Genomic DNA, 21,242 nt, shown 5'->3' on the forward strand with positions numbered 1-21,242 from the left:
GTCTCCAGGTCGTCGCCACGAGAACGCAAAATCAGTCATTAATCTTGTTGTGAGTTTTATCTTTTCTATGCGTGGGATTTTTTCCCACGCTTAATTAATAGACCTCAGCGCCCCGCCCTTCAAGTGCAGCACGCACAAGCCGACCGGTGGTTGGCCTGCTATGTTTTCCCCATCGCCATGGAGGACCACCGGCATGCCCGCGCTACTGACGTTGCAAACTCCGCGCTTTAGCGACTACAACGAGCTGGTACAGGTGTGGGAGGACTCTGTACGCGCCACCCATCTGTTCCTGCCGGAGGGCTACATCCTGCTGCTGCGCGAACACGTGCTGCGGCGCTACCTCGACGCGGTGATGCTGGTCTGCTGCAAAGACAGGCAACGCATCTGTGGTTTTGCCGGGGTCGCTAACGGGCGCGTCGACATGCTGTTCGTCGCGCCAGCCTACCGTGGCCAAGGGGTTGGCAAGCGCCTGCTGCACTATGCGATAGACGAACTGAACGCCGAACGCCTGGACGTCAACGAACAGAACCCGCAAGCGTTGGGCTTCTACCTGCATGAAGGCTTCGAGGTGGTTGGCCGCTCGGAAACCGACGGCCTGGGCCAGCCCTACCCGCTGCTGCACATGCACCTGCGCAAAACGGCGTAAATGACACAGATTCCCAGCCCCTCCACCGCTCAGGCAGGTACAATGCTGGCCTTTCCCTGCCTTTGCGAATTGCCGTCATGTCCGAACCCGTCCGCCTGTCCAAACGCCTTATCGAGCAGTTGGGTTGCTCCCGCCGCGAGGCCGAGTTGTATATCGAAGGCGGCTGGGTAACCGTCGATGGCGTGGTCGTCGAGCAGCCGCAGTTCAAAGTCGACCAGCAGCGCGTCGAACTGCTGCCGGGCGCCCGCGCCGAAGCGCTGGAGCCGGTGACCCTGCTGATGAACCAGCCAGCCGGTATCGACAGTGAAACCGCCCGCGCCAGCATGAACATGGGCAGCCTCAGCGAGGCTCACCGCGAAGGCGTGCGCGCCCTGCACGGGCACTTTGCCCGGCAGGACTGCGTGGCGCCGCTGGAGCGCGGCGCCACCGGCCTGCAGGTATTCACCCAGGACTGGCGGGTAACGCGCAAGATCAACGCCGACCTGCGCCGCCTGGAGCAGGAGTTCATCGTCGAAGTGCGCGGCGAAACCACGCCCCAGGCGCTGGAACGCCTGGCGCGCGGGGCTACGCGCAATGATCGCGAACTGCCCAGAACCAAAGCCAGCTGGCAAAACGAGACCCACCTGCGCATGGTGCTGAAAAACCCGCAACCCGGGCAAATTGCCGAGCTGTGCGCCTACCTGCGCCTGGAACTGGTCAGCATGCGCCGCATCCGCCTGGGTGGCGTATCGATGGGCAAGCTGCCGCTGGGCCAATGGCGCTACCTGGCTACAACCGAACGTTTCTAAGCAATACGCCACGCACACGCGTGGCACCTGAACAGGATTCTGCAGCAATGAACCACAACGATGTCCTGCGCAGCCTGCGCTACATGCTCAAGGTGAACGACGCCAAGATGGCCGAGATCATCGGGCTTTCCGGCCTCGAAGTGCATCCCCTGGTGCTGGCCACCTACCTGAAGAAGGAAGAAGAGGAAGGCTTTGTGCGCTGCCCTGAACGGGTAATGGCGCATTTCCTGGACGGGCTGGTGATCTACCGCCGCGGCAAGGACGACAGCCGCCCACCGCAACCGATCGAGCTGCCAGTGACCAACAACCTTGTCCTCAAGAAACTGCGGGTTGCCTTCGAACTCAAGGAAGAGGACCTGCACGCAATCCTGAAGTCGGTCAACTTCCCGGTCAGCAAGCCCGAACTCAGTGCGCTGTTCCGCAAGGCCGGCCATGACAACTACCGGCCGTGCGGCGACCAGCTGCTGCGCAACTTCCTCAAGGGCCTGACCCAGCGCGTGCGCGCCTGAGTGGCCATGCAGCATACGGTTGCCCCGGTCGGTATCGTCCGCTCCTGCTTCAAGGAAAAATTCGCCATCCCGCGCCAGCCCCAGCTGGCGCCCGCAGCGCGCGGTGTGCTGGAGCTACTGCCGCCGTTCGACCAGGGTGATGCGGTTGAAGGCCTTGAGCAGGTCAGTCATGTGTGGCTGCTGTTCCTGTTCCACCAGGCCCTGGAAGACAAACCGCGCCTGAAGGTACGGCCACCACGCCTGGGTGGTAACAAGAGCATGGGGGTCTTCGCCACCCGCGCCACCCATAGGCCCAACGGCATCGGCCAGTCGGTGGTGCGCCTGGAGGGTGTGGAGCCTGGGCGCCTGCTGCTGTCAGGGATCGACCTGCTGGACGGTACCCCGGTACTCGATATCAAGCCCTATGTGCCCTACGCCGACAGCATTGCCGGCGCCAGCAACCAGATGGCCAGCGCAGCGCCCGCCGCGATTGCCGTGGAATGGGGCGACAACGCCCTGCCCCAGGCCCGCGAGCATGCATTGCGGCTGGGCGAGCCACTGGTGGAACTGATCGAGCAATGCCTGGCGCAAGACCCTCGGCCCGCCTACCAGCTGCCGCCCCCGGAGCGCGTGTACGGGGTAAAGTTCTGGGATGTCCAGGTGCGCTGGCATTACCCTCAGCCGGAGGTGATCCGGGTGTTGGAGGTAGTGAAAGATTAAGGATCGCAGGCCTGGCCCTATCGCCGGCAAGCCAGCTCCCACAGGATCACCACAGGTCTGAGCATTGTGGGATCCCTGTGGGAGCTGGCTTGCCGGCGATAGGGCCGGGCCTGAAAACACATCCACAAAAAAGGCGACCCTAAGGTCGCCTTTTTTGTTTTACAGCAGTGCGATCAACGAGCAGGGCCTTCGGCCACGCCCAGGTCATCGACAGGACGGGTATCGGCCAGCGGTGCACCACCGGAGGCGAGCTCCGAGGCCAGCTTGTCGTTGTCCATTTCCTTGACCCACTTGGCCACGACCACGGTGGCAACGGCGTTACCTACCAGGTTGGTCAGCGCACGGGCTTCGGACATGAAGCGGTCGATGCCGAGGATCAGCGCCAGGCCGGCAACCGGCAGGTGGCCAACGGCCGACAGGGTAGCGGCCAGTACGATGAAGCCCGAACCGGTCACGCCGGCAGCACCTTTGGACGCCACCAGCAGCACCAGCAGCAGGGTGATCTGGTGAGTGATGTCCATGGTGGTGTCGGTGGCCTGGGCGATGAACACCGCAGCCATGGTCAGGTAGATCGAGGTGCCGTCCAGGTTGAACGAGTAACCAGTCGGGATGACCAGGCCAACCACCGACTTCTTGGCACCCAGGCGCTCCATCTTGGCCAGCATGCGTGGCAGCGCCGATTCCGACGAAGAGGTACCCAGCACGATCAGCAGTTCTTCACGGATGTAGCGGATCAGCTTGATGACGCTGAAGCCGTGGGCGCGGCAGATACCACCCAGTACCACCAGCACGAACAGCAGGCAGGTGATGTAGAAGCAGGCCATCAGGTAGCCCAACTGCACCAGGGAACCCACGCCGTACTGGCCGATGGTGAAGGCCATTGCGCCGAAAGCACCGATCGGGGCCAGCTTCATGATCATGTTGATGATGTTGAACATCACATGGGCAAAGCGGTCGATCAGGTCCAGCACCGGCTTGCCGTAGCTGCCCAGGCGGTGCAGGGCGAAGCCGAACAGTACGGAGAACATCAGTACTTGCAGGATGTCGCCGTTGGCGAAGGCGCCAACCACGGTGTTGGGGATGACGTTGAGCAGGAAGCCGACGGTGGTCTGCTGCGCGCCGGCGGCGGCGTAGGCAGCCACGCTGCTGGCGTTCAGGGTGCTGACGTCGATGTGCATGCCAGCGCCTGGCTTGACCACGTTGACGACGACAAGGCCGATGATCAGGGCGATGGTGGAGACGATTTCAAAGTACAGCAGCGCGTAGCCGCCGGTCTTGCCGACCGACTTCATGCTCTGCATGCCGGCGATGCCGCTGACCACGGTACAGAAGATGATCGGGGCGATGACCATCTTGATCAGTTTGACGAAGCCGTCACCCAAGGGTTTGAGGGCGACGCCCGTTTCCGGGTAGAAGTGGCCGAGCAGAATGCCGATGGTGATGGCAACGATCACCTGGACATACAGGGATTTGTACAGCGGCTGACGTGTCGTCATGGCTCATTTTCCTCAAGTGTGCCGGTTCACCCTTCCCAGGGTGATGGGGCACCTGAATCGCTAACCCTCCTGCACCTGGAGGGATTTGTCGTTGTGTTCGAGCTGCCTGGGCAGGCCTCTGACAGGATCAATAGCAAGGGTGGTGCCAAAATGCCCATGAAGGGTGCAAAGGCCGTGTTTGCTAGGGATAAATGCCCAACGACGGGGCGATTTGCCTGAGGAAGGCTGGCGGATTTCCGCCCGTTGGCGGGATTTGTACAGGGGTGTTGGCGGGAATCCGCCCTTTGTGGTTTGCCTGTGCCGGCCATTTCGCGGGCTTGCCCGCTCCCACAGGGACCTTGCTGCATTCAGACCCTGTGCAATACCTGTGGGAGCGGGCAAGCCCGCGAAGAGGCCAGTACAGGTAAAGGAGTCACTCCAGATTGAAGGTGATCCTGAACGCCGCCCCACCCAAAGGCGAATCCCCCAGGCTCAGCACGGCGTCATAGCTGTCGACGATGTCCTTGACCACCGCCAACCCGATGCCCTGCCCCGGGTGCTGGCTGTCCAGCCGCTCGCCACGCTCCAGAATGCGCTCACGCTGATCGGCCGGCACCCCCGGCCCATCGTCCTCGATACACAAGGTGATCTGCCCGGGTGCGTGCTCCAGGCTCACCCGCACCTCCCCCAGGCTCAAGCGGTAGGCGTTCTCCAGCAAGTTGCCCAGCATCTCCAGCAATGCGCCCTGCTCCATCGGCACCTGCGCCGCATCGGGCAACGCCAGCGCCACGTTCACCCGCTTGTCTCGGTAAACCTTGGCCAAGGTGCTGCACAGGCTGTCGAGCAACGGCCGCAACCTCACGCTGTGACGCACCAGGCCACTCTTGCGCAGGCTGGCGCGTTGCAACTGGTAGTCGATCTGCTGGCTCATGCGCTCGATCTGGCTTTGCAGCACCCGTGCCTGCTCGCGCTCGCCGCTACGCTGCTGCAGGCTCTCGCCCACGCCTTGCAACACGGCCAACGGCGTTTTCAGGCTGTGCGCCAGGTCATCCAGCGAATCCCGGTAGCGTGTGCGCTGCTCACGTTCACTGCGCAACAGGCGGTTGAGCGAGCGGGTAAGGCGCAGCAGCTCACGAGGGTGCTCGCCGCTCAAGCCATCGCGCGCCCCCGACTCCACCTCATCCAGCTCGTGACTGAGCCGGCGCAACGAGCGCAGCCCCCAGGTCAGGCCTGCCCAAAGCAGCGCCATCAGCGCCAGCAAGGCCGCACCGAAGCCAAGGTAGAGTTTTTCCCGCAGGCCATTGAGGGTGGCCTTGTATTCGCTCACCGGCTGCAGGGCGACAATGCTGTAGGCGGCGCTCTGGCCACCCAACAACTTGATCTCGACGTCGTAGACGAAGAACTCTTCGCCATCGGCCTGATGAATACGGGCAAATTCATTGCCGCGCCCGTCGTAGCGTGGGCGATAGTTGATGTGCCGGTCGGCGGTGGCGCGCGACTGCCAGACCAGGTTGCCGTCGCGGTCGAAGATGTAGCCGAGCAGGCCGGTGTACGGCAGGTTGTAACGCTCGTCCGGCAGCAGCGTCGGCATCTGCAGCTGGCCATGCTCGATGCGTGCAGCGGAAATCAGCGTGGTCACATCCGAAGCCAGGCGTTGCTCGATCGACTCCTGCAAGGCCAGGCTGAAGGCCTTCTGCAAGGCTGGCAGCAGCGCCAGCATGAACAACAGCGCCAGCACGGCGGCGGCCAGCATCAGGCGCACCCGCAGCGAGCGGATCATCGGCAGCGCTCGGTGAACAGGTAACCCAGGCCGCGCACGGTGTCGATGGGTTTGAAGCCGTTTTCGCCCTCAAGCTTGCGGCGCAGGCGGCCTACCAGCACTTCGATGACATTGGGGTCGCGTTCCTCGTCCCCGGGATACAACTGCTCCATCAGGCGGTCCTTGGCCACCACCTGCTGATGATGGCGCATGAGGTATTCGAGAATGCGGTATTCGTAGGCGGTCAGCGCCAGGGGCTGTTCGTCGAAGGTGGCCTGCTTGCGGTTGAGGTCGAGCACCAAGGGGCCCGCGGCGATGGTCGACTGGGTGAAGCCGCTGGAGCGGCGTAACAAGGCATTCAGGCGCGCTTCCAGCTCTTCGAACTGGAACGGCTTGACCAGGTAATCGTCGGCGCCGGCGGCCAGGCCTTCGACTTTGTCCTGCCAGTTGCCACGGGCGGTGAGGATGAGGATGGGGAAGGTCTTGTCCTGGCTGCGCAGGCGCGTGATCAGCTCCAGGCCACTGATGCCGGGCAGCCCCAGGTCGATGATGGCCAGATCGAAGTGGTATTGCCCGGCCTGGTACAAGGCCTCTTCGGCGTCGGCAACGGCCTCGACCACATGGCCGCTTTCGCCCAGACGGGTGTAGAGGTGATGGCGAAGCAGGGCTTCGTCCTCGACCACCAGCAGTTTCATGTGCAGCTCCTTATGTGTATTGCCTGTACCGGCCCTTTCGCGGGCACGCCCGCTCCCACAGGAATCGCACAGTTTATGAGACTGGTGCGGTACCTGTGGGAGCGGGCGTGCCCGCGAAGAGGCCGGTACAGGATAACCCGGCTCGCCCGTCAGAACTTGTAGCTGGCTGCCAGGTAAGTCTGCGCGCTGCTGGTCAGGCGCAGGGTGCCGTCCTTCGGCCCACCTCGCTCACCCACTTCGGTCGCGGCGTTGGTACGCAGGTAACGGTAGCCCAGTTCGACCGACGCCTTGTCGGTGATGTCCTGGATCACACCGGCCTGCAGGCCGTAGGCGTAACCGTAGTCGGTGTCACGGCTGGCACCTGGCGAGTCCTGGGTGAGCTTGGTCACGCCCAGGCTGCCACCGCCAAACAGCTTGGTAGTGTCCCCCACCGGCAGGAACAGGTCATAGCTGCCCAGCAGGTTTTCCTGGCGCAGCTTGAGGCCGCTGTGGTCGCCCGAGACGTTGTCGTAGGTCATGTAGTAGCGGCCCTGGTCATTGATCTTGCCCAGGCGCACGCCCCAGGTGTCGTCCTTGCCGATGATGCCATCAGCGTTGAGGTTGTCGGTATTGCGCTGCAGCAGGCCCGACTTGCGAACCTTGTCGCTGGTCTGGCCGTAGGTCAGGCTGGCAAAGTTGTCATCAGCGGCCTGGGCAGTGGTGATGCCAGCGGCACAGACGGCCATGGCGGCAAGCAGGGTGTTGAAGGTTTTCATGGCTGGGTACTCCAGTTGGGTGCGCTGTTTCGGTCTGGAAGCTAGAGTAAGCAGGGCACCCTGAACCGCGACTGAACCCTGGCTGAACCTCGGCTGAACGAACCGTCTGCAAGACAAGGAGTAGTAAACATGCGTGCCCTGCTGGCCCTGACCCTGATGTGCAGCGCCGCCCTCGCCCAAGCGGCGGTACAAACCCGTGAAATCCCCTACCAGGACGCCGACGGCAATCGCCTGGTGGGCTATTACGCCTACGACGACGCCGTCGAGGGCAAGCGCCCCGGCATTGTCGTGGTGCATGAATGGTGGGGGCTGAACGACTACGCCAAGCGTCGTGCCCGCGACCTGGCGGCACTGGGCTACAACGCGCTGGCCATCGACATGTATGGCGACGGCAAGCACACCGAACACCCGCAGGACGCCCAGGCGTTCATGGCCGCTGCAATGAAGGACCCGGCAAAGGCGGCAGCACGCTTCGACGCCGGCCTTGAACTTCTGAAGCTGCAACCGAATACCAACAAGCATCAACTGGGCGCTGTCGGTTACTGTTTCGGCGGCAAGGTGGTGCTCGATGCCGCACGCCGGGGCGAGAAACTGGACGGTGTGGTGAGCTTTCATGGCGCCTTGGCTACCCAGACACCGGCAAAACCTGGCGTGGTACGGGCCGATATCCTGGTCGAGCATGGCGCGGCGGACAGCATGGTCACCCAACAGCAGGTGGAGGCGTTCAAGGCGGAAATGGACGCGGCCAAGGTCAACTACGAGTTCGTCAGTATCGAGGGGGCCAAGCATGGGTTTACCAACCCGGATGCTGACCGCTTGAGCCATGGCGAGCATGGTGGGCCGGACATTGGCTATAACAAGGCAGCGGATGAAAGCTCCTGGGCGGACATGCAGGCGTTTTTCAAGAAGGTGTTCAAATAGAGATCGTCGGGGCCGCTTTGCGGCCCATCGCAGGCAAGCCAGCTCCCACAGGGATCCCACAATGCTCAGACCTGTGGTGATCCTGTGGGAGCTGGCTTGCCGGCGATGGGCTGCAAAGCAGCCCCGGCTATTGCATCTCCCACACCGCCGCCGCGACTGGCACAATAGCCGTCATGAACACACTCCCCGCCTGCTGTTCCCCGCTCCAGCACCACTGGCCCCTGCCCCGCCCACTCCCCGGCGCGGTGCTGGTCAGTTGTGCCTTCGACCCCGCCCTCCTGGCGCCTGATGACTTCCAGCGCGCCGGTATCGTGCCCAGCGCCAGCCTGCAACGCTCGGTAGCCAAGCGCCAAACCGAATACCTGGCGGGCCGTGTGTGCGCGCGCGCCGCGTTGCAGCGTCTGGACGGTCGCGACTATGTGCCAGGTACTCATGAAGACCGCTCGCCCATATGGCCAGCGGGCATCCGCGGCTCGATCACCCATGGCAAAGGCTGGGCCGCCGCCGTAGTTGCCGCCGAGGGCAGCTGCCAAGGCCTGGGGCTGGACCAGGAATCGCAGCTGGATGACGAACGCGCCGAACGGCTGATGGGCGAAATCCTTACCCCGCCCGAGCTCGAACGCCTGGACCGTAGCCAGCTCGGCCTGGCGGTCACCTTGACCTTCTCGCTGAAGGAAAGCCTGTTCAAGACCCTCTACCCGCTAACCCGCCAGCGCTTTTACTTCGAGCACGCCGAAGTGCTGGAATGGTCCGCGGATGGCTTGGCGCGCCTGCGCCTGCTCACCGACCTGTCGCCACAATGGCAGCACGGCGCAGAACTGCAGGGCCAGTTCTGCCTGCAAGACGGCCACCTGCTCAGCCTGGTCAGCGTCTGACCCTTACAGCGGTGCCTGCTGGCGGGGCCAGCTCAAGCTGAAGCAGGCTCCGCCCAGCGCCTCACTGCGCCCCACCGTGGCCCGCCCGGCGTGCCAGTAGATGATCCGCCGCACAATCGACAGGCCCAGGCCATGCCCACCCGAGGCCCGGGTACGGCTGTCGTCGAGGCGGGTGAACGGGGTAAAAATGCGGTCCCAGAAACCCTCGGGGATGCCTGGGCCGTCATCTTCCACATCAATACGGCAGCGTTGCTGCCCCAGCTGGTAGGTCAGGCGCACTTCGGACTCGGCGTGGCGCATGGCATTGCCTACAAGGTTCTGCAGGGCCCGATGCAGGTAACGTGGCTCGGCCTCGACCCACGCGCCTTCGGCATCCGCCCCCTGGCAGTCGCCGCGCACCACCCGCACCTCGGCACGCAACGGTGCCAGCTCTTCGATCACGCGGTCCAGCAAGGCATCCAGATCGACCCGCTGAAACTTCAAGGCCGGCGCGCCCTGCTCCAGGCGGGCGTAGGTCAGCATTTCATCGACCAGCTTGTCGAGGTCCTGGATATCGCCATCCATGCCCGCTAGGTGCTTGGCCCGCGCCTGTTCGGTGGTGGCCGTTTCGATCATCTCCAGGCCAAAGCGCAGGCGTGCAACCGGGGTGCGTAGCTCGTGGGACACAGCCCGCACCAGCTCGCGCTGCATGGTCAGCGAGCGCTGCAGGTGCTCGGCCATGCCATTGAAGGCGGCGGCCAGGCGCCCTACCGAGTCCGCGTCGCCGGCGGGCACACGGGTGTCCAGGCTGCCCTGGGCGATGCGTGTGGCGGCAACCTCCAGGCCCGATACGCGGCGCTCCAGCTGGCGAACCAGCAGGTAGACCACCAGGCCGATCAGGCACAGGCCCAGGAAGGCAATCAGGACCAGCAACTGCGGCGGATAAGGGTTGAGCTGGTACAACGGGCCGATCTCCAGCACCCAAGGCGAACCTGATAGCCCGGCAAATACACGGATCGAGTCGCCATCCCTGCCCAGCGCCATCACGGTGTCGCCCTCCTCGACCCGACGCCGCTGGTCATCGTCCAGGCTTACCCGCTCGATGCGCTGCAGGGCGACACCAAAGCCGAAGCCCTTCTCCTGCTTGATCTGTGCAAGCCGCTGCTGCTGTTCGGTTACCGGGTAGCGCACCAGCTCATCGGCCAACAGATACAGGGTAGCCCGCGCCAGCTGCTCGCTGATCTGTTTGATCTGCGCCACCAGCATGAGGTCTTCCTGGCCAACCTTGCGTAGCACTTGGGCCGCATGCGGGCCGGTCTTTTCCACCACCACCAGGCCACGGTACAGCCGCGCCCGCTGGCCGCCATCGAGGCTGCGCGCGGTCATGGGTTGCAGCGCCAGCGGCACGCCCAGCAGGCGCTCCCAGATCAGCAGCGAGCGCTTGCGTTCGGTGTCGTTCTGCTGCGCGAGGTTGTCGGCCATCAGGCTGAAGGTGCCCTGGGCAAGGCCCTCGCGGTGTTGAGCGGCGCGCACTTCGTTCACCAGGTGCAGGCTGAGTACGCCGAGCAGCGCCACCAACACCAGCACGGCCAGCATGCCACCGTAGATACGCAGGAAGATCGAGTTGTTCATGGCGCCTCGCCAACGAACAGGTAGCCCTTGCTGCGCAGGGTCTTGATCAGGCGCGGCTGAAGTGGATCATCACCGATCTTGGGGCGGATTTTCGAGATACGGATGTCGATGGAGCGGTCCTGGCCGTCGTAGCCCACGCCGCGCAGCGCGGTGAAGATCTGCTCGCGGGTAAGTACCCGCCCAGCGTTGCTGGCCAACAGCCAGAGCAGGTCGAATTCGGCGCCGGTCAGCTCGATCAACTGTTCGCCCAGGCGCGCCTCGCGCAGGCGGTTGTCGATACGCAGGGCGCCGAAGGCCAGGTCCTGGCGCTTGTTGTCCACGGCCTCGCTGCGGCGCAGCAGGGCCTGGATTCGCGCCAGCAGCAGCCGTGGGCGTACCGGTTTGCACACGTAGTCGTCAGCCCCCAGGTCCAGGCCCTGCACCTGGTCGAGTTCGTCACTGCGGGCGGTGAGCATGAGGATCGGGCCGGGGTACTGGCTGCGCACCCGGCGGCAGATGCTCAGGCCGTCCTCGCCAGGCAACATGAGGTCGAGGATGACCAGGTCGGGCTGGCTGTCGACGATGCGCCGTGCGGCGCGGGCACCGTCGCCCTCGACGCTGACCTCGTAGCCGTTGGCCTGCAGGTACTCGGCGGTGAGCTCGGCCAGGCGCTGGTCGTCTTCGACGATGAGGATGCGGGGGGTGGGGTGGTCCATGGCCTCTGCCTTTAATTGTTGTTTTTCTGTTGCCTGTGCCGGCCTCTTCGCGGGCGCGCCCGCTCCCACAGGGGACTTGTGCAGCACCTGTGGGAGCGGGCATGCCCGCGAAAGGGCCGGCACAGGCAACATAACCCTTTAACCAAAAGGCAACATCCCCCTCGGATACTACGTCCCACCACAAGCACTGCCAACCCGCCCACAGGCCCCTCGACTGAACCGTTTTTTGTGGTAGGGTGCGCCCCCGAAAAAAACTGCCCTGGGGCAGCAAGGCGCAGAAAAATACTGCAAACCACTTGGCACAAGGCCTACAGCGAATACTCACCATTCACTCACAAAGTACGCACACGTTATCCACAGGCGCTCGCCTTGCAAAGCCCCCAATACCGCATTATCTTGTATCCCGATCGCAGCGAACCACTAGATGTTGGGGTTCGTGCAAAATCACACACAAAAGTCAACCCGCAAGATAAAGCTATTTTCCGGGCTGAACTTCAGGTGATTTCAGCAGCCAAACCGCTCCTGCGGAGGCGACCGAGGCAAGCCCTTCCAGGGCGTTGTTCGGGTATGAGTGTTGTAGGCACCGCCTGGCACTCATCAGCACCGGTTTTTGGGGTTTCATGCCCAGAACCTTTGACTTCGGCCAGGGAGCGGCAAGCTATTGCCCCTTATTCCTGAGTCTGTCCCGAAGTCGGTACGCCCACGCGGGCGGATGCGCATGCATTGCGCATCCCCGCCGGGCAATCGAGCAAGTGGACGGAACGGTGGGCGCCCAAAAGGCGCCTGAACAATATAGAAACTGTGGAGACACCCACCCATGCAAACCGACACAACTCGCGAGAACCCGCAAGCCAAGGTGCCGCAGGCCGCCGATTCCAACCAGGATCTGGCCGCCACCGCCCCTGGCCAACTGCGTGTGATCAAGCGCAACGGCACTGTCGTCCCTTACACCGACGACAAAATCACCGTGGCCATCACCAAGGCGTTCCTCGCAGTTGAAGGCGGCGCCGCTGCCGCTTCGTCGCGCATCCACGACACCGTCGCGCGCCTGACCGAACAGGTTACCGCCACGTTCAAGCGTCGCATGCCATCGGGTGGCACCATCCACATCGAAGAAATCCAGGACCAGGTCGAACTCGCCCTGATGCGTGCCGGTGAGCAGAAAGTCGCCCGCGACTATGTGATCTACCGCGACCAGCGTGCGAAAGAGCGCGCCACCCGTGCCAACACCGACTCGGTGGTCGAGCCGCACCCGAGCATCCGCATCACCCTGGCCGACGGCAGCCTGGCGCCACTCGACATGGCCCGCCTGAACACCATCATCAGCGAAGCCTGCGAAGGCCTGGCCGAAGTCGATGGCGACCTGATCCAGCGCGAAACCCTGAAGAACCTGTATGACGGCGTGGCCATCAAGGACGTCAACACCGCCCTGGTGATGACCGCACGTACCCTGGTAGAGCGCGAGCCGAACTACTCGTTCGTCACCGCCCGCCTGCTGATGGACACCCTGCGCGCCGAAGGCCTGGGCTTCCTGAACGTAGCCGACAGCGCCACCCACCACGAAATGGCCGACCTGTACGCCAAGGCCCTGCCGGCCTACGTCGCCAAAGGTATCGAGTTCGAGCTGCTGAACCCGGCCCTGGCTGATTTCGACCTGGAAAAACTGGGCAAGGCAATCAACCACGAGCGCGACCAGCAGTTCACCTACCTGGGCCTGCAAACCCTGTACGACCGCTACTTCATCCACAAGGATGGCGTGCGCTTCGAACTGCCGCAGGTGTTCTTCATGCGTGTGGCCATGGGCCTGGCGCTGGAAGAGAAAGACAAGGAAGCCCGCGCGATCGAGTTCTACAACCTGTTGTCGTCCTTCGACTACATGGCCTCGACCCCGACCCTGTTCAACGCCGGCACCCTGCGCCCGCAGCTGTCCAGCTGCTACCTGACCACCGTGCCGGACGACCTGTCGGGCATCTACCACGCGATCCACGACAACGCCATGCTGTCGAAATTCGCTGGCGGCCTGGGCAACGACTGGACCCCTGTGCGTGCGCTGGGCTCCTACATCAAGGGCACCAACGGCAAGTCCCAGGGCGTTGTACCGTTCCTGAAAGTGGTCAACGACACCGCCGTTGCCGTGAACCAGGGTGGCAAGCGCAAAGGCGCCGTGTGTGCCTACCTGGAAACCTGGCACCTGGACATCGAAGAATTCATCGAGCTGCGCAAGAACACCGGTGATGACCGCCGTCGTACCCACGACATGAACACCGCCAACTGGATCCCGGACCTGTTCATGAAGCGTGTCTTCGATGACGGCAAGTGGACCCTGTTCTCGCCATCGGAAGTGCCAGACCTGCACGACCTGACCGGCAAGGCCTTCGAAGAGCGCTACGAGTACTACGAAGCCCTGACCGAGTACAACAAGATCAAGGTGTTCAAGACCATCCAGGCCAAAGACCTGTGGCGCAAGATGCTGTCGATGCTGTTCGAGACCGGCCACCCGTGGCTGACCTTCAAGGACCCGTGCAACCTGCGTTCGCCGCAGCAGCACGTGGGCGTGGTCCACAGCTCGAACCTGTGCACCGAGATCACCCTGAACACCAACAAGGACGAGATCGCGGTCTGCAACCTGGGCTCGATCAACCTGCCGAACCACATCGTTGACGGCAAACTGGACACCGCCAAGCTGCAACGCACCGTGAACACCGCCGTGCGCATGCTCGACAACGTGATCGACATCAACTACTACTCGGTGCCGCAAGCGCGTAACTCGAACTTCAAGCACCGCCCGGTCGGCCTGGGCATCATGGGCTTCCAGGATGCGCTGTACCTGCAGCACATTCCGTACGGTTCCGATGCGGCCGTCGAGTTCGCCGACAAGTCGATGGAAGCGGTCAGCTACTTCGCCATCCAGGCTTCGTGTGACCTGGCCGACGAGCGTGGCGCCTACGAGACCTTCCAGGGTTCGCTGTGGTCCAAAGGCATCCTGCCACTGGATTCGCAACAGATCCTGATCGAAGCCCGTGGCCAGAAGTACATCGACGTCGACCTGAACGAAACCCTGGACTGGGCGCCGGTACGTGCCCGCGTACAGAAAGGTATCCGTAACTCGAACATCATGGCCATCGCGCCAACCGCGACCATCGCCAACATCACTGGCGTGTCGCAGTCGATCGAGCCGACCTACCAGAACCTGTACGTGAAATCGAACCTGTCGGGCGAGTTCACCGTGATCAACCCGTACCTGGTCCGCGACCTGAAGGCCCGCGGCCTGTGGGACTCGGTCATGATCAACGACCTGAAGTACTACGACGGTTCGGTGCAGCAGATCGAGCGTATCCCGCAAGAGCTGAAAGACCTGTACGCCACTGCGTTCGAAGTGGAAACCAAGTGGATCGTCGATGCTGCCTCGCGTCGCCAGAAGTGGATCGACCAGGCCCAGTCGCTGAACCTGTACATTGCTGGCGCTTCGGGCAAGAAGCTGGACGTGACCTACCGCATGGCCTGGTACCGTGGCCTGAAAACCACCTACTACCTCCGTGCCCTGGCCGCGACCAGCACCGAGAAGTCGACCATCAACACCGGCAAGCTCAACGCCGTTTCCAGCGGTGGCGACAGCGCCCCGGTCCAGGCAGCCGGCCCTGCGCCAGTGCCGAAGGCCTGCGCGATCGACGAGCCTGACTGCGAAGCCTGCCAGTAAGGGCTAGATGCCGCGCGGGGTGCCCAAGGGTGCCCCGCGCGGCATTTTTGTATCCGCGTCACTGAGAAGCCCTGCCCTTTTCCCGCTGCGTATGCGGTTCGGTAAAAGGGCAGGACTTCTCTGAAAAGGACGCAAGCCCATGGCGCGGAAAAAAGTGGCAACTCGCAAGATTGGCCGTAACGCAGAAACCGGCCGCTTTACCTCGGTGGAGCAGGCACGCAAGCACCCCAAGACACACATTGTCGAAACGCTGCATAACCCTCGCAGCTAGTGCCCGCCTGAACTGGCCTCATCGCCGGCAAGCCGGCTCCCACAGGTACTGCATCGCCCTTGCGCCATGCGCAGTACCTGTGGGAGCTGGCTTGCCGGCGATAAGGCCGGTACAAACAACACAACCCTCCAGGAAACACCATATGATGTGCCTGAAAATTTAAACTGGCACAACATATAGGTTGGCGCTACACTCTCCCCCCGTGGCAAACCACACAAACCCGGTGAACGGACGCATGCAATTCCGGTCGAAAAAGTTACCCTCGCCCGCAAGAGACGCGCCCCGATCCAAGGCGAAATCCGATATACTTCGCCCCCTCTGAAAAGAGCACCATTCAATTGTCCTGGCCCCTCCCAGAGGCATGGCCAGGTACAAACAGAACACATTCAGATGTAAACGAGAGTCAGCCTCTCGAGCTGTCCATTCGCCGTAACGGCCTTGCGTCAGGCATCACATTCTTAAAAATCCAACCGGTTGCCCCAGGGCGACCCTCAAGCAGGAGCCAATTACCATGCTGAGCTGGGACGAATTCGACAAGGAAGACGGCGAAGTAGCCGCCAAAGGCAACACCCCTGCGCAGGCCGCTGCCGCCGCTACCCTCGACAAGCTCGACAGCGCCGGTGGTGCCGCCGCCCTGGAAGCCCGTGCAGCCACCGCGTCTGACTCCGAAGCAGTAAAACGTGCCAAGGCCGCCCTCGACGCCCTCGACGTTGCCGAAGGCCTGGCCGAACTGGAAGGTTCCTCTGCCCGCGTTGCGGTAGACGAAAAGCGCATGATCAACTGCCGCGCCGACCTGAACCAGCTGGTACCGTTCAAGTACGACTGGGCCTGGCAGAAGTACCTGGACGGCTGCGCCAACCACTGGATGCCGCAAGAGGTCAACATGACCGCCGACATCGCCCTGTGGAAGAGCCAGGATGGCCTGACCGAAGACGAGCGCCGCATCGTCATGCGCAACCTCGGCTTCTTCTCCACCGCCGACTCGCTGGTTGCCAACAACCTGGCCCTGGCCGTGTACCGCCTGATCACCAACCCGGAATGCCGCCAGTACATCCTGCGCCAGGCTTTCGAAGAGGCGATCCACACCCACGCCTACCAGTACTGCATCGAGTCGCTGGGCATGGATGAAGGCGAGATCTTCAACATGTACCACGAGATCCCGTCGGTCGCCAAAAAGGCCGCCTGGGGCCTGAAGTACACCCGCGCCATCTCCGATCCGGAATTCAACACCGGCACAGTCGAAACCGACAAAGAGCTGCTGCGCAACCTGATCGCCTACTACTGCGTACTGGAAGGCATCTTCTTCTACTGCGGCTTCACCCAGATCCTGTCCATGGGCCGCCGCAACAAGATGACCGGCGTTGCCGAGCAGTTCCAGTACATCCTGCGTGACGAGTCGATGCACCTGAACTTCGGTATCGACGTGATCAACCAGATCAAGATCGAGAACCCGCACCTGTGGGACGCGGCAATGAAGGAAGAAGCGACCCAGATGATCCTGCAAGGGACCCAGCTGGAGATCGAATACGCCCGTGACACCATGCCACGCGGCGTGCTGGGTATGAACGCGGCGATGATGGAGGACTACCTCAAGTTTATCGCCAACCGTCGTTTGACCCAGATTGGTCTGAAGGAAGAGTACCCGGGGACTACCAACCCGTTCCCGTGGATGAGCGAGATCATGGACTTGAAGAAAGAGAAGAACTTCTTTGAGACGCGAGTGATCGAGTATCAGACTGGTGGGGCGTTGAGCTGGGACTGATTGTCCGGGCTGATCATCGAGAAGGCTGCCGAATGGCAGCCTTTTTTATTTGCGCGGGAATGGCAGAACAGGAAGCATCCTACAAGCTTCGCGATTGTCACTTTGAAGGCGTCGCGATAACGTTTCATGGCGCTTAAGAACGCTCACGCAGCGGAACCCCGTTCCCGTTAGCAACGGCTCTCCAACATCAGGATGGCCAAACATGGACACTCTCAATACACCGACCCTCTTTTCCCGCCACAACCGCCCTCTTCACACTATCTGGCTCGAATCCCAAGCCTGGTTCTGCGCCCACGAACTCGGCCGGCTGAGCGGGCACTTCTTCGACGAGCACTGCATGCGCAAGCTCGACCCGGACCAGTACCGCACGGTGCAACTGCTGCGATATGGCAAGTACCAGGAGACCGCCATGGTCAGCGAGTCCGGGGCTTATACCTTGTTGGCGCATCACCATGTGCCGGAGAACCGCCATTTGCGCTGGTGGCTAACGCATGAGGTGGTGGCGGTGCTGCGTGATGCTCAGGCAGATGGGGTGGACGATTCGCCGCGGCTGGGGCAGATGTGCTGGCCTGGGGGTCGGAGCGCGACGTTGTTGTACTGGCAGAGTGAGCCTTGGGTGAGGATGCGGGACATGCCAGTGGTGTTGGCCGGGGAAGTGGAACTGCCGGGGCCGGTGGAGAAGCGCAAATTGAGTTGGCGGGAGTGCGCGCAGCGGGCGCTGCGGATGCATGGGGTTTAGTCTGTGCTGTCCTCATCACGGGTGAACCCGCTCTCATAGAACTACACATCACTTACTGATTTAGCAGGGCCCCTGTGGGAGCGGGCGTGCCCGCGAACACCGGCGCAGCCGGTGCCATGCACCGCGTTGGATTCTTCGCGGCGGTTCGACGCCTCGACGCGCCCGCTCCCACAGGGTACGCGGTGCGCCCGGCATCGGTTCTCTGAGCGACAGCGCAGCCCAATGGGCTGGGCAATCTCCCACAGGGAAACTGAGTCTGCTGGAGTGTCTGAGTTAGCCTGCGAGAACAGGTAGCCAGGGCTGCTTTGCAGCCCATCGCCGGCAAGCCAGCTCCCACCTCGACCGCATCGGCCTCAAGCCATGTGCAGTATCTGTAAGGGCTGGCTTGCCGGCGACGAGCCCTGGCTGGCAACACAAGACATATGCTGCAACCTCAACCACCTGGTCTTCAAGCCATGCGCAGTACCTGTGGGAGCTGGCTTGCCGGCGATGGGCCGCAAAGCGGCCCTAATTTGTATAACAGACTGGCATGCGGAGTTACCCGCGAACACCGGCGAAGCCGGTGCCATGTACCGCGTCGCAATCTCCGCGGGCACGCCCGCCCCCACAGAAGTCGAGCTATAAGTCATCCAGCGTGATTTTCACGCGCTGCGGGGAAGTGAGCCGCTCATCTGCAGTCGCGATAAGGTCTTCATCCTCCTCGGCCATCTGGGCTTGCTCAAAGGGCAGCTTGCCCTGCTCTGCTACATGTTGCAGGGCATGGTGCATGAGTCCGGAGGGGGTTACGCCGAGGCGCTCTAGCTCTTTGTAGGCTCGAGCCATGAGATCGTCGTCTATGCGCAGGGTGATGGAAGCCATGGATCGGCCCTCGGGTAAAGGCGTTTGTCATTGCAGCATGCGGGTTGATTCTGCACTGGTGGTTGGGCCTTCCGAAAGTGATCGATGTTTCAATTTCTTTTGAGCAGTTAGCGCAAATCACTGTGAGGGCGGCCCCATAAATGCTACCGCCTGTGCCATTGCCGGGGCCGCTGTGCGGCCCTTTCGCGACGCTAGGCCGCTCCCACATGGGATCGCGTATCACGGGAGATTTGCGTTGCAGTTGCCGGCAAGAGTCCGCCAGGGCCTGAAACGAAAAAAGCGCCAAGGGCGCTTTGATCGATGTTGGTGAAACAGGTCCGGACACTGTTTCGGCCTATCGCCTCGGTCCACCTTGCGTGGGCACCCGGTAGGGCCAGGGAGCGCTCGATCTCATCCGGTCAGTCGCTCCGCAAATGAAGAGGCCCCGCCCACGCCGACAAGGGGGTACGGCACCAGCGAGGATGCCGGGACTGGACATGCCAGTCTAAGTGGTCGAGGGCGAGGCCAGATCTGAAGATAGCCTAGGGTAGCGGCAGGGTCCACAGGTGATTGGATTGGATTTGTAAATGATGTCTCCGGTTTGCCTTGTAAACGATGTCTTCGGTTTGCAGGCAATGGGGGGATGGCACGGGCTTCGCCCGTGTTCGCGGCGGTTCGACGCATCGACAAGCCCGCTCCCACAGTGATCGCGACAACCTTTAGATTTTGTGCAAGACCGTTGCCCTGCGGCTGGAGAAGTGCAAGGGACTACCTTAGTCGTAGTATGTCTCTAGGGCGCTCGCAGTAGAGCTTCTACAGCTCGATTATTGCCATATCACCCCCTAAATTGCTCTGCCATCAGGCGTTGACAGCCCCCCACTCGCTTGCTAATAATCGACCACAGTTGTACGACAACACATAACAAAAACAACATTCAGTGGACGAACCCATGTCGACACCCATCCCGCTGCACCCACGTCTGTTGCATACCCCTCTCCCCACGGTCTGCTGGTGTACCCCCTCGAGTACCTAGCGCCCAATTACCGCGTTTTTATCTCTGGCCCTGACCGGCCCGTTACCCACCCGCCCCTGCCGCAGGCCGCTTGTGCGTGCCCGGTGGACGGGCTGCCATACCCTTCGGGAGCACAACAATAATGAAAATCTGCCACACCCTGCCCTTCGCCCTGCTTGGCGCCGGGGTTATCGCCGGCTTGCCAGGCACCAGCCTGGCTGCGGGTTTTGTCGAGGACAGCAAGGCCACGCTCGGGCTGCGCAACTTCTACATCAACCGCAACTTCACCAACCCGAGCAACCCACAGAGCAAGGCCGAGGAATGGACGCAAAGCTTCATTCTCGATGCCCGCTCGGGGTTCACCGAAGGGCCGGTGGGCTTCGGCGTGGATGTGCTGGGGCTGTGGTCGGTCAAGCTGGATGGCGGTGGCGGTACCTATGGCACGGCATTGCTGCCGCGTCATGACGATGGCAAGCCGGCGGATGACTATGGGCGCCTGGCAGTAGCAGGCAAGGCGCGGATTTCCAAAACCGAGCTGAAGATTGGCGAGTGGATGCCGGTGCTGCCGATTCTGCGTTCGGACGACGGGCGCTCGTTGCCGCAGACGTTCCGTGGCGGGCAGCTCACCTCCAACGAGATTGCCGGGCTGACCTTGTACGGCGGCCAGTTCCGCGGCAACAGCCCGCGCAACGACGCCAGCATGGAAGACATGAGCTACGGCGGTGGGGTTTCGGACCGTTTCAACTTTGTCGGTGGCGAATACAAGTTCAACCAGGACCGTACGCTGGTGGGGCTGTGGAATGCGGTGCTGAAGGACGTTTACCAGCAGCAGTACCTGCAACTGAGCCACAGCCAGCCGGTGGGTGACTGGACCCTGGGCGCCAACCTGGGCTACTTCCACGGCGATGACGACGGCTCCAAACGCGCCGGCGAACTGGACAACAAGACCTACTCGGGGATGTTCTCGGCCAAGTATGGTGGCAGCACCTTCTGGGTCGGGTTGCAGAAGGTCGATGGCGATACCTGGATGCGGGTCAATGGTACCAGCGGCGGGACACTGGCCAACGACAGCTACAACTCCAGCTTCGACAATGCCAACGAGCGCTCGTGGCAGGTGCGCCATGACTTCAACTTCGTCACCGTCGGGGTACCGGGGCTGAGCTTGATGAACCGCTATATCAGCGGGCGCGATGTGCATAGTGGGGTGGTGACCGATGGCAAGGAGTGGGTGCGGGAGACGGAGCTTGCGTATGTGATCCAGAGCGGGGCGTTCAAGGATTTGAGTGTGAAGTGGCGTAACTCGTCGATTCGGCGGGATTACAGCAATAACGAGTTTGATGAGAACCGGTTGATCTTCAACTACCCGTTGTCGTTGCTGTAACCAAGAAGACTGGCTCGACCTGAAATTGGGGCCGCTTTGCGGCCCATCGCCGGCAAGCCAGCTCCCACACCAACCGCGATAACTTCAAGCCATGTGCAGTACCTGTGGGAGCTGG

18 protein-coding genes are annotated in these 21,242 nt (G+C 62.3%); 11 read left to right on the plus strand and 7 right to left on the minus strand.

Annotated elements, in window-relative coordinates; genetic code table 11:
* The first annotated feature begins 193 nt into the window (after nucleotides 1-193).
* The 4 genes from ACFY9W_RS06055 to tsaA all read left to right on the plus strand — a co-directional run bounded on the left by ACFY9W_RS06055 (nucleotide 194) and on the right by tsaA (nucleotide 2,642).
* Nucleotides 194-646, plus strand: a complete 453-nt coding sequence (locus tag ACFY9W_RS06055) for a GNAT family N-acetyltransferase (protein ID WP_391127109.1) — start codon at nucleotides 194-196, stop codon at nucleotides 644-646.
* A gap of 77 nt (nucleotides 647-723) precedes the next feature.
* Nucleotides 724-1,434, plus strand: coding sequence for a S4 domain-containing protein (locus tag ACFY9W_RS06060; RefSeq protein WP_391127112.1), 711 nt, complete (start codon nucleotides 724-726; stop codon nucleotides 1,432-1,434).
* A gap of 47 nt (nucleotides 1,435-1,481) precedes the next feature.
* Nucleotides 1,482-1,943, plus strand: a complete 462-nt coding sequence (locus ACFY9W_RS06065) for a DUF1456 family protein (protein ID WP_391127115.1) — start codon at nucleotides 1,482-1,484, stop codon at nucleotides 1,941-1,943.
* Nucleotides 1,944-1,949: 6 nt separating this feature from the next.
* A complete protein-coding gene (tsaA, locus tag ACFY9W_RS06070; RefSeq protein WP_391127118.1) occupies nucleotides 1,950-2,642 on the plus strand; it encodes a tRNA (N6-threonylcarbamoyladenosine(37)-N6)-methyltransferase TrmO in 693 nt (230 codons plus the stop codon).
* Between the two features lie 173 nt (nucleotides 2,643-2,815).
* Here the strand turns inward: tsaA and ACFY9W_RS06075 are convergent, their stop codons facing one another.
* The 4 genes from ACFY9W_RS06075 to ACFY9W_RS06090 form a co-directional block, all read right to left on the minus strand.
* Nucleotides 2,816-4,138 (minus strand): C4-dicarboxylate transporter DctA, encoded by a 1,323-nt coding sequence (locus ACFY9W_RS06075; protein ID WP_391127121.1) that lies wholly within the window; start codon nucleotides 4,136-4,138, stop codon nucleotides 2,816-2,818.
* 412 nt (nucleotides 4,139-4,550) lie between these two features.
* Nucleotides 4,551-5,897, minus strand: coding sequence for an ATP-binding protein (locus tag ACFY9W_RS06080; RefSeq protein ID WP_391127124.1), 1,347 nt, complete (start codon nucleotides 5,895-5,897; stop codon nucleotides 4,551-4,553).
* On the minus strand, nucleotides 5,894-6,571 hold the full coding sequence (locus ACFY9W_RS06085; RefSeq protein WP_391127126.1) for a response regulator: 678 nt from the start codon (nucleotides 6,569-6,571) through the stop codon (nucleotides 5,894-5,896). The genes ACFY9W_RS06080 and ACFY9W_RS06085 overlap by 4 nt, the downstream gene beginning before the upstream one ends.
* Before the next feature lie 149 nt (nucleotides 6,572-6,720).
* Nucleotides 6,721-7,326 (minus strand): outer membrane beta-barrel protein, encoded by a 606-nt coding sequence (locus tag ACFY9W_RS06090; protein WP_391127129.1) that lies wholly within the window; start codon nucleotides 7,324-7,326, stop codon nucleotides 6,721-6,723.
* A gap of 129 nt (nucleotides 7,327-7,455) precedes the next feature.
* On the opposite strand from ACFY9W_RS06090, the gene ACFY9W_RS06095 reads away from it, so the two are divergent.
* Nucleotides 7,456-8,247 (plus strand): dienelactone hydrolase family protein, encoded by a 792-nt coding sequence (locus tag ACFY9W_RS06095; protein ID WP_391127132.1) that lies wholly within the window; start codon nucleotides 7,456-7,458, stop codon nucleotides 8,245-8,247.
* A gap of 173 nt (nucleotides 8,248-8,420) precedes the next feature.
* Nucleotides 8,421-9,122, plus strand: a complete 702-nt coding sequence (locus ACFY9W_RS06100; RefSeq protein WP_391127135.1) for a 4'-phosphopantetheinyl transferase superfamily protein — start codon at nucleotides 8,421-8,423, stop codon at nucleotides 9,120-9,122.
* Between the two features lie 3 nt (nucleotides 9,123-9,125).
* Here ACFY9W_RS06100 and ACFY9W_RS06105 read toward each other — a convergent pair whose 3' ends face one another.
* A complete protein-coding gene (locus ACFY9W_RS06105; RefSeq protein WP_391127138.1) occupies nucleotides 9,126-10,733 on the minus strand; it encodes an ATP-binding protein in 1,608 nt (535 codons plus the stop codon).
* Nucleotides 10,730-11,428, minus strand: coding sequence for a response regulator (locus ACFY9W_RS06110; protein WP_391127141.1), 699 nt, complete (start codon nucleotides 11,426-11,428; stop codon nucleotides 10,730-10,732). The genes ACFY9W_RS06105 and ACFY9W_RS06110 overlap by 4 nt, the downstream gene beginning before the upstream one ends.
* An 817-nt stretch (nucleotides 11,429-12,245) precedes the next feature.
* On the opposite strand from ACFY9W_RS06110, the gene ACFY9W_RS06115 reads away from it, so the two are divergent.
* From ACFY9W_RS06115 to ACFY9W_RS06130, 4 genes are all read left to right on the plus strand, one after another.
* Entirely contained in the window at nucleotides 12,246-15,125 is a 2,880-nt protein-coding gene (locus ACFY9W_RS06115; protein WP_391127143.1) for a ribonucleoside-diphosphate reductase subunit alpha, read from the plus strand.
* A 139-nt stretch (nucleotides 15,126-15,264) separates the two neighbouring features.
* Nucleotides 15,265-15,396, plus strand: coding sequence for a hypothetical protein (locus tag ACFY9W_RS06120; protein WP_256665967.1), 132 nt, complete (start codon nucleotides 15,265-15,267; stop codon nucleotides 15,394-15,396).
* Nucleotides 15,397-15,907: 511 nt separating this feature from the next.
* Nucleotides 15,908-17,158, plus strand: a complete 1,251-nt coding sequence (locus ACFY9W_RS06125; protein ID WP_003254823.1) for a ribonucleotide-diphosphate reductase subunit beta — start codon at nucleotides 15,908-15,910, stop codon at nucleotides 17,156-17,158.
* Between the two features lie 202 nt (nucleotides 17,159-17,360).
* Nucleotides 17,361-17,897, plus strand: a complete 537-nt coding sequence (locus tag ACFY9W_RS06130) for a BRO family protein (RefSeq protein WP_391127148.1) — start codon at nucleotides 17,361-17,363, stop codon at nucleotides 17,895-17,897.
* A gap of 618 nt (nucleotides 17,898-18,515) precedes the next feature.
* Here ACFY9W_RS06130 and ACFY9W_RS06135 read toward each other — a convergent pair.
* Complete coding sequence (locus ACFY9W_RS06135) at nucleotides 18,516-18,755, minus strand: type II toxin-antitoxin system RelB/DinJ family antitoxin (RefSeq protein WP_391127151.1); 240 nt, start codon at nucleotides 18,753-18,755, stop codon at nucleotides 18,516-18,518.
* Nucleotides 18,756-19,888: 1,133 nt separating this feature from the next.
* Between ACFY9W_RS06135 and ACFY9W_RS06140 the strand changes: the two genes are divergently transcribed.
* Nucleotides 19,889-21,127 carry an OprD family outer membrane porin gene (locus ACFY9W_RS06140; RefSeq protein WP_391127153.1) on the plus strand — a complete coding sequence of 413 codons (1,239 nt, stop codon included), beginning with the start codon at nucleotides 19,889-19,891 and terminating at the stop codon, nucleotides 21,125-21,127.
* Nucleotides 21,128-21,242 lie beyond the last annotated feature (115 nt).

Source organism: Pseudomonas sp. NPDC008258 (assembly GCF_042956345.1).
Lineage (GTDB): Bacteria > Pseudomonadota > Gammaproteobacteria > Pseudomonadales > Pseudomonadaceae > Aquipseudomonas.

Coding starts and splice junctions, on each gene's coding strand:
- ACFY9W_RS06055 (WP_391127109.1), top strand. CDS start 194: ATGCCCGCGCTACTGACGTTGCAAACTCCGCGCTTTAGCGACTACAAC.
- ACFY9W_RS06060 (WP_391127112.1), top strand. CDS start 724: ATGTCCGAACCCGTCCGCCTGTCCAAACGCCTTATCGAGCAGTTGGGT.
- ACFY9W_RS06065 (WP_391127115.1), top strand. CDS start 1,482: ATGAACCACAACGATGTCCTGCGCAGCCTGCGCTACATGCTCAAGGTG.
- tsaA (WP_391127118.1), top strand. CDS start 1,950: ATGCAGCATACGGTTGCCCCGGTCGGTATCGTCCGCTCCTGCTTCAAG.
- ACFY9W_RS06075 (WP_391127121.1), bottom strand. CDS start 4,138: ATGACGACACGTCAGCCGCTGTACAAATCCCTGTATGTCCAGGTGATC.
- ACFY9W_RS06080 (WP_391127124.1), bottom strand. CDS start 5,897: ATGATCCGCTCGCTGCGGGTGCGCCTGATGCTGGCCGCCGCCGTGCTG.
- ACFY9W_RS06085 (WP_391127126.1), bottom strand. CDS start 6,571: ATGAAACTGCTGGTGGTCGAGGACGAAGCCCTGCTTCGCCATCACCTC.
- ACFY9W_RS06090 (WP_391127129.1), bottom strand. CDS start 7,326: ATGAAAACCTTCAACACCCTGCTTGCCGCCATGGCCGTCTGTGCCGCT.
- ACFY9W_RS06095 (WP_391127132.1), top strand. CDS start 7,456: ATGCGTGCCCTGCTGGCCCTGACCCTGATGTGCAGCGCCGCCCTCGCC.
- ACFY9W_RS06100 (WP_391127135.1), top strand. CDS start 8,421: ATGAACACACTCCCCGCCTGCTGTTCCCCGCTCCAGCACCACTGGCCC.
- ACFY9W_RS06105 (WP_391127138.1), bottom strand. CDS start 10,733: ATGAACAACTCGATCTTCCTGCGTATCTACGGTGGCATGCTGGCCGTG.
- ACFY9W_RS06110 (WP_391127141.1), bottom strand. CDS start 11,428: ATGGACCACCCCACCCCCCGCATCCTCATCGTCGAAGACGACCAGCGC.
- ACFY9W_RS06115 (WP_391127143.1), top strand. CDS start 12,246: ATGCAAACCGACACAACTCGCGAGAACCCGCAAGCCAAGGTGCCGCAG.
- ACFY9W_RS06120 (WP_256665967.1), top strand. CDS start 15,265: ATGGCGCGGAAAAAAGTGGCAACTCGCAAGATTGGCCGTAACGCAGAA.
- ACFY9W_RS06125 (WP_003254823.1), top strand. CDS start 15,908: ATGCTGAGCTGGGACGAATTCGACAAGGAAGACGGCGAAGTAGCCGCC.
- ACFY9W_RS06130 (WP_391127148.1), top strand. CDS start 17,361: ATGGACACTCTCAATACACCGACCCTCTTTTCCCGCCACAACCGCCCT.
- ACFY9W_RS06135 (WP_391127151.1), bottom strand. CDS start 18,755: ATGGCTTCCATCACCCTGCGCATAGACGACGATCTCATGGCTCGAGCC.
- ACFY9W_RS06140 (WP_391127153.1), top strand. CDS start 19,889: ATGAAAATCTGCCACACCCTGCCCTTCGCCCTGCTTGGCGCCGGGGTT.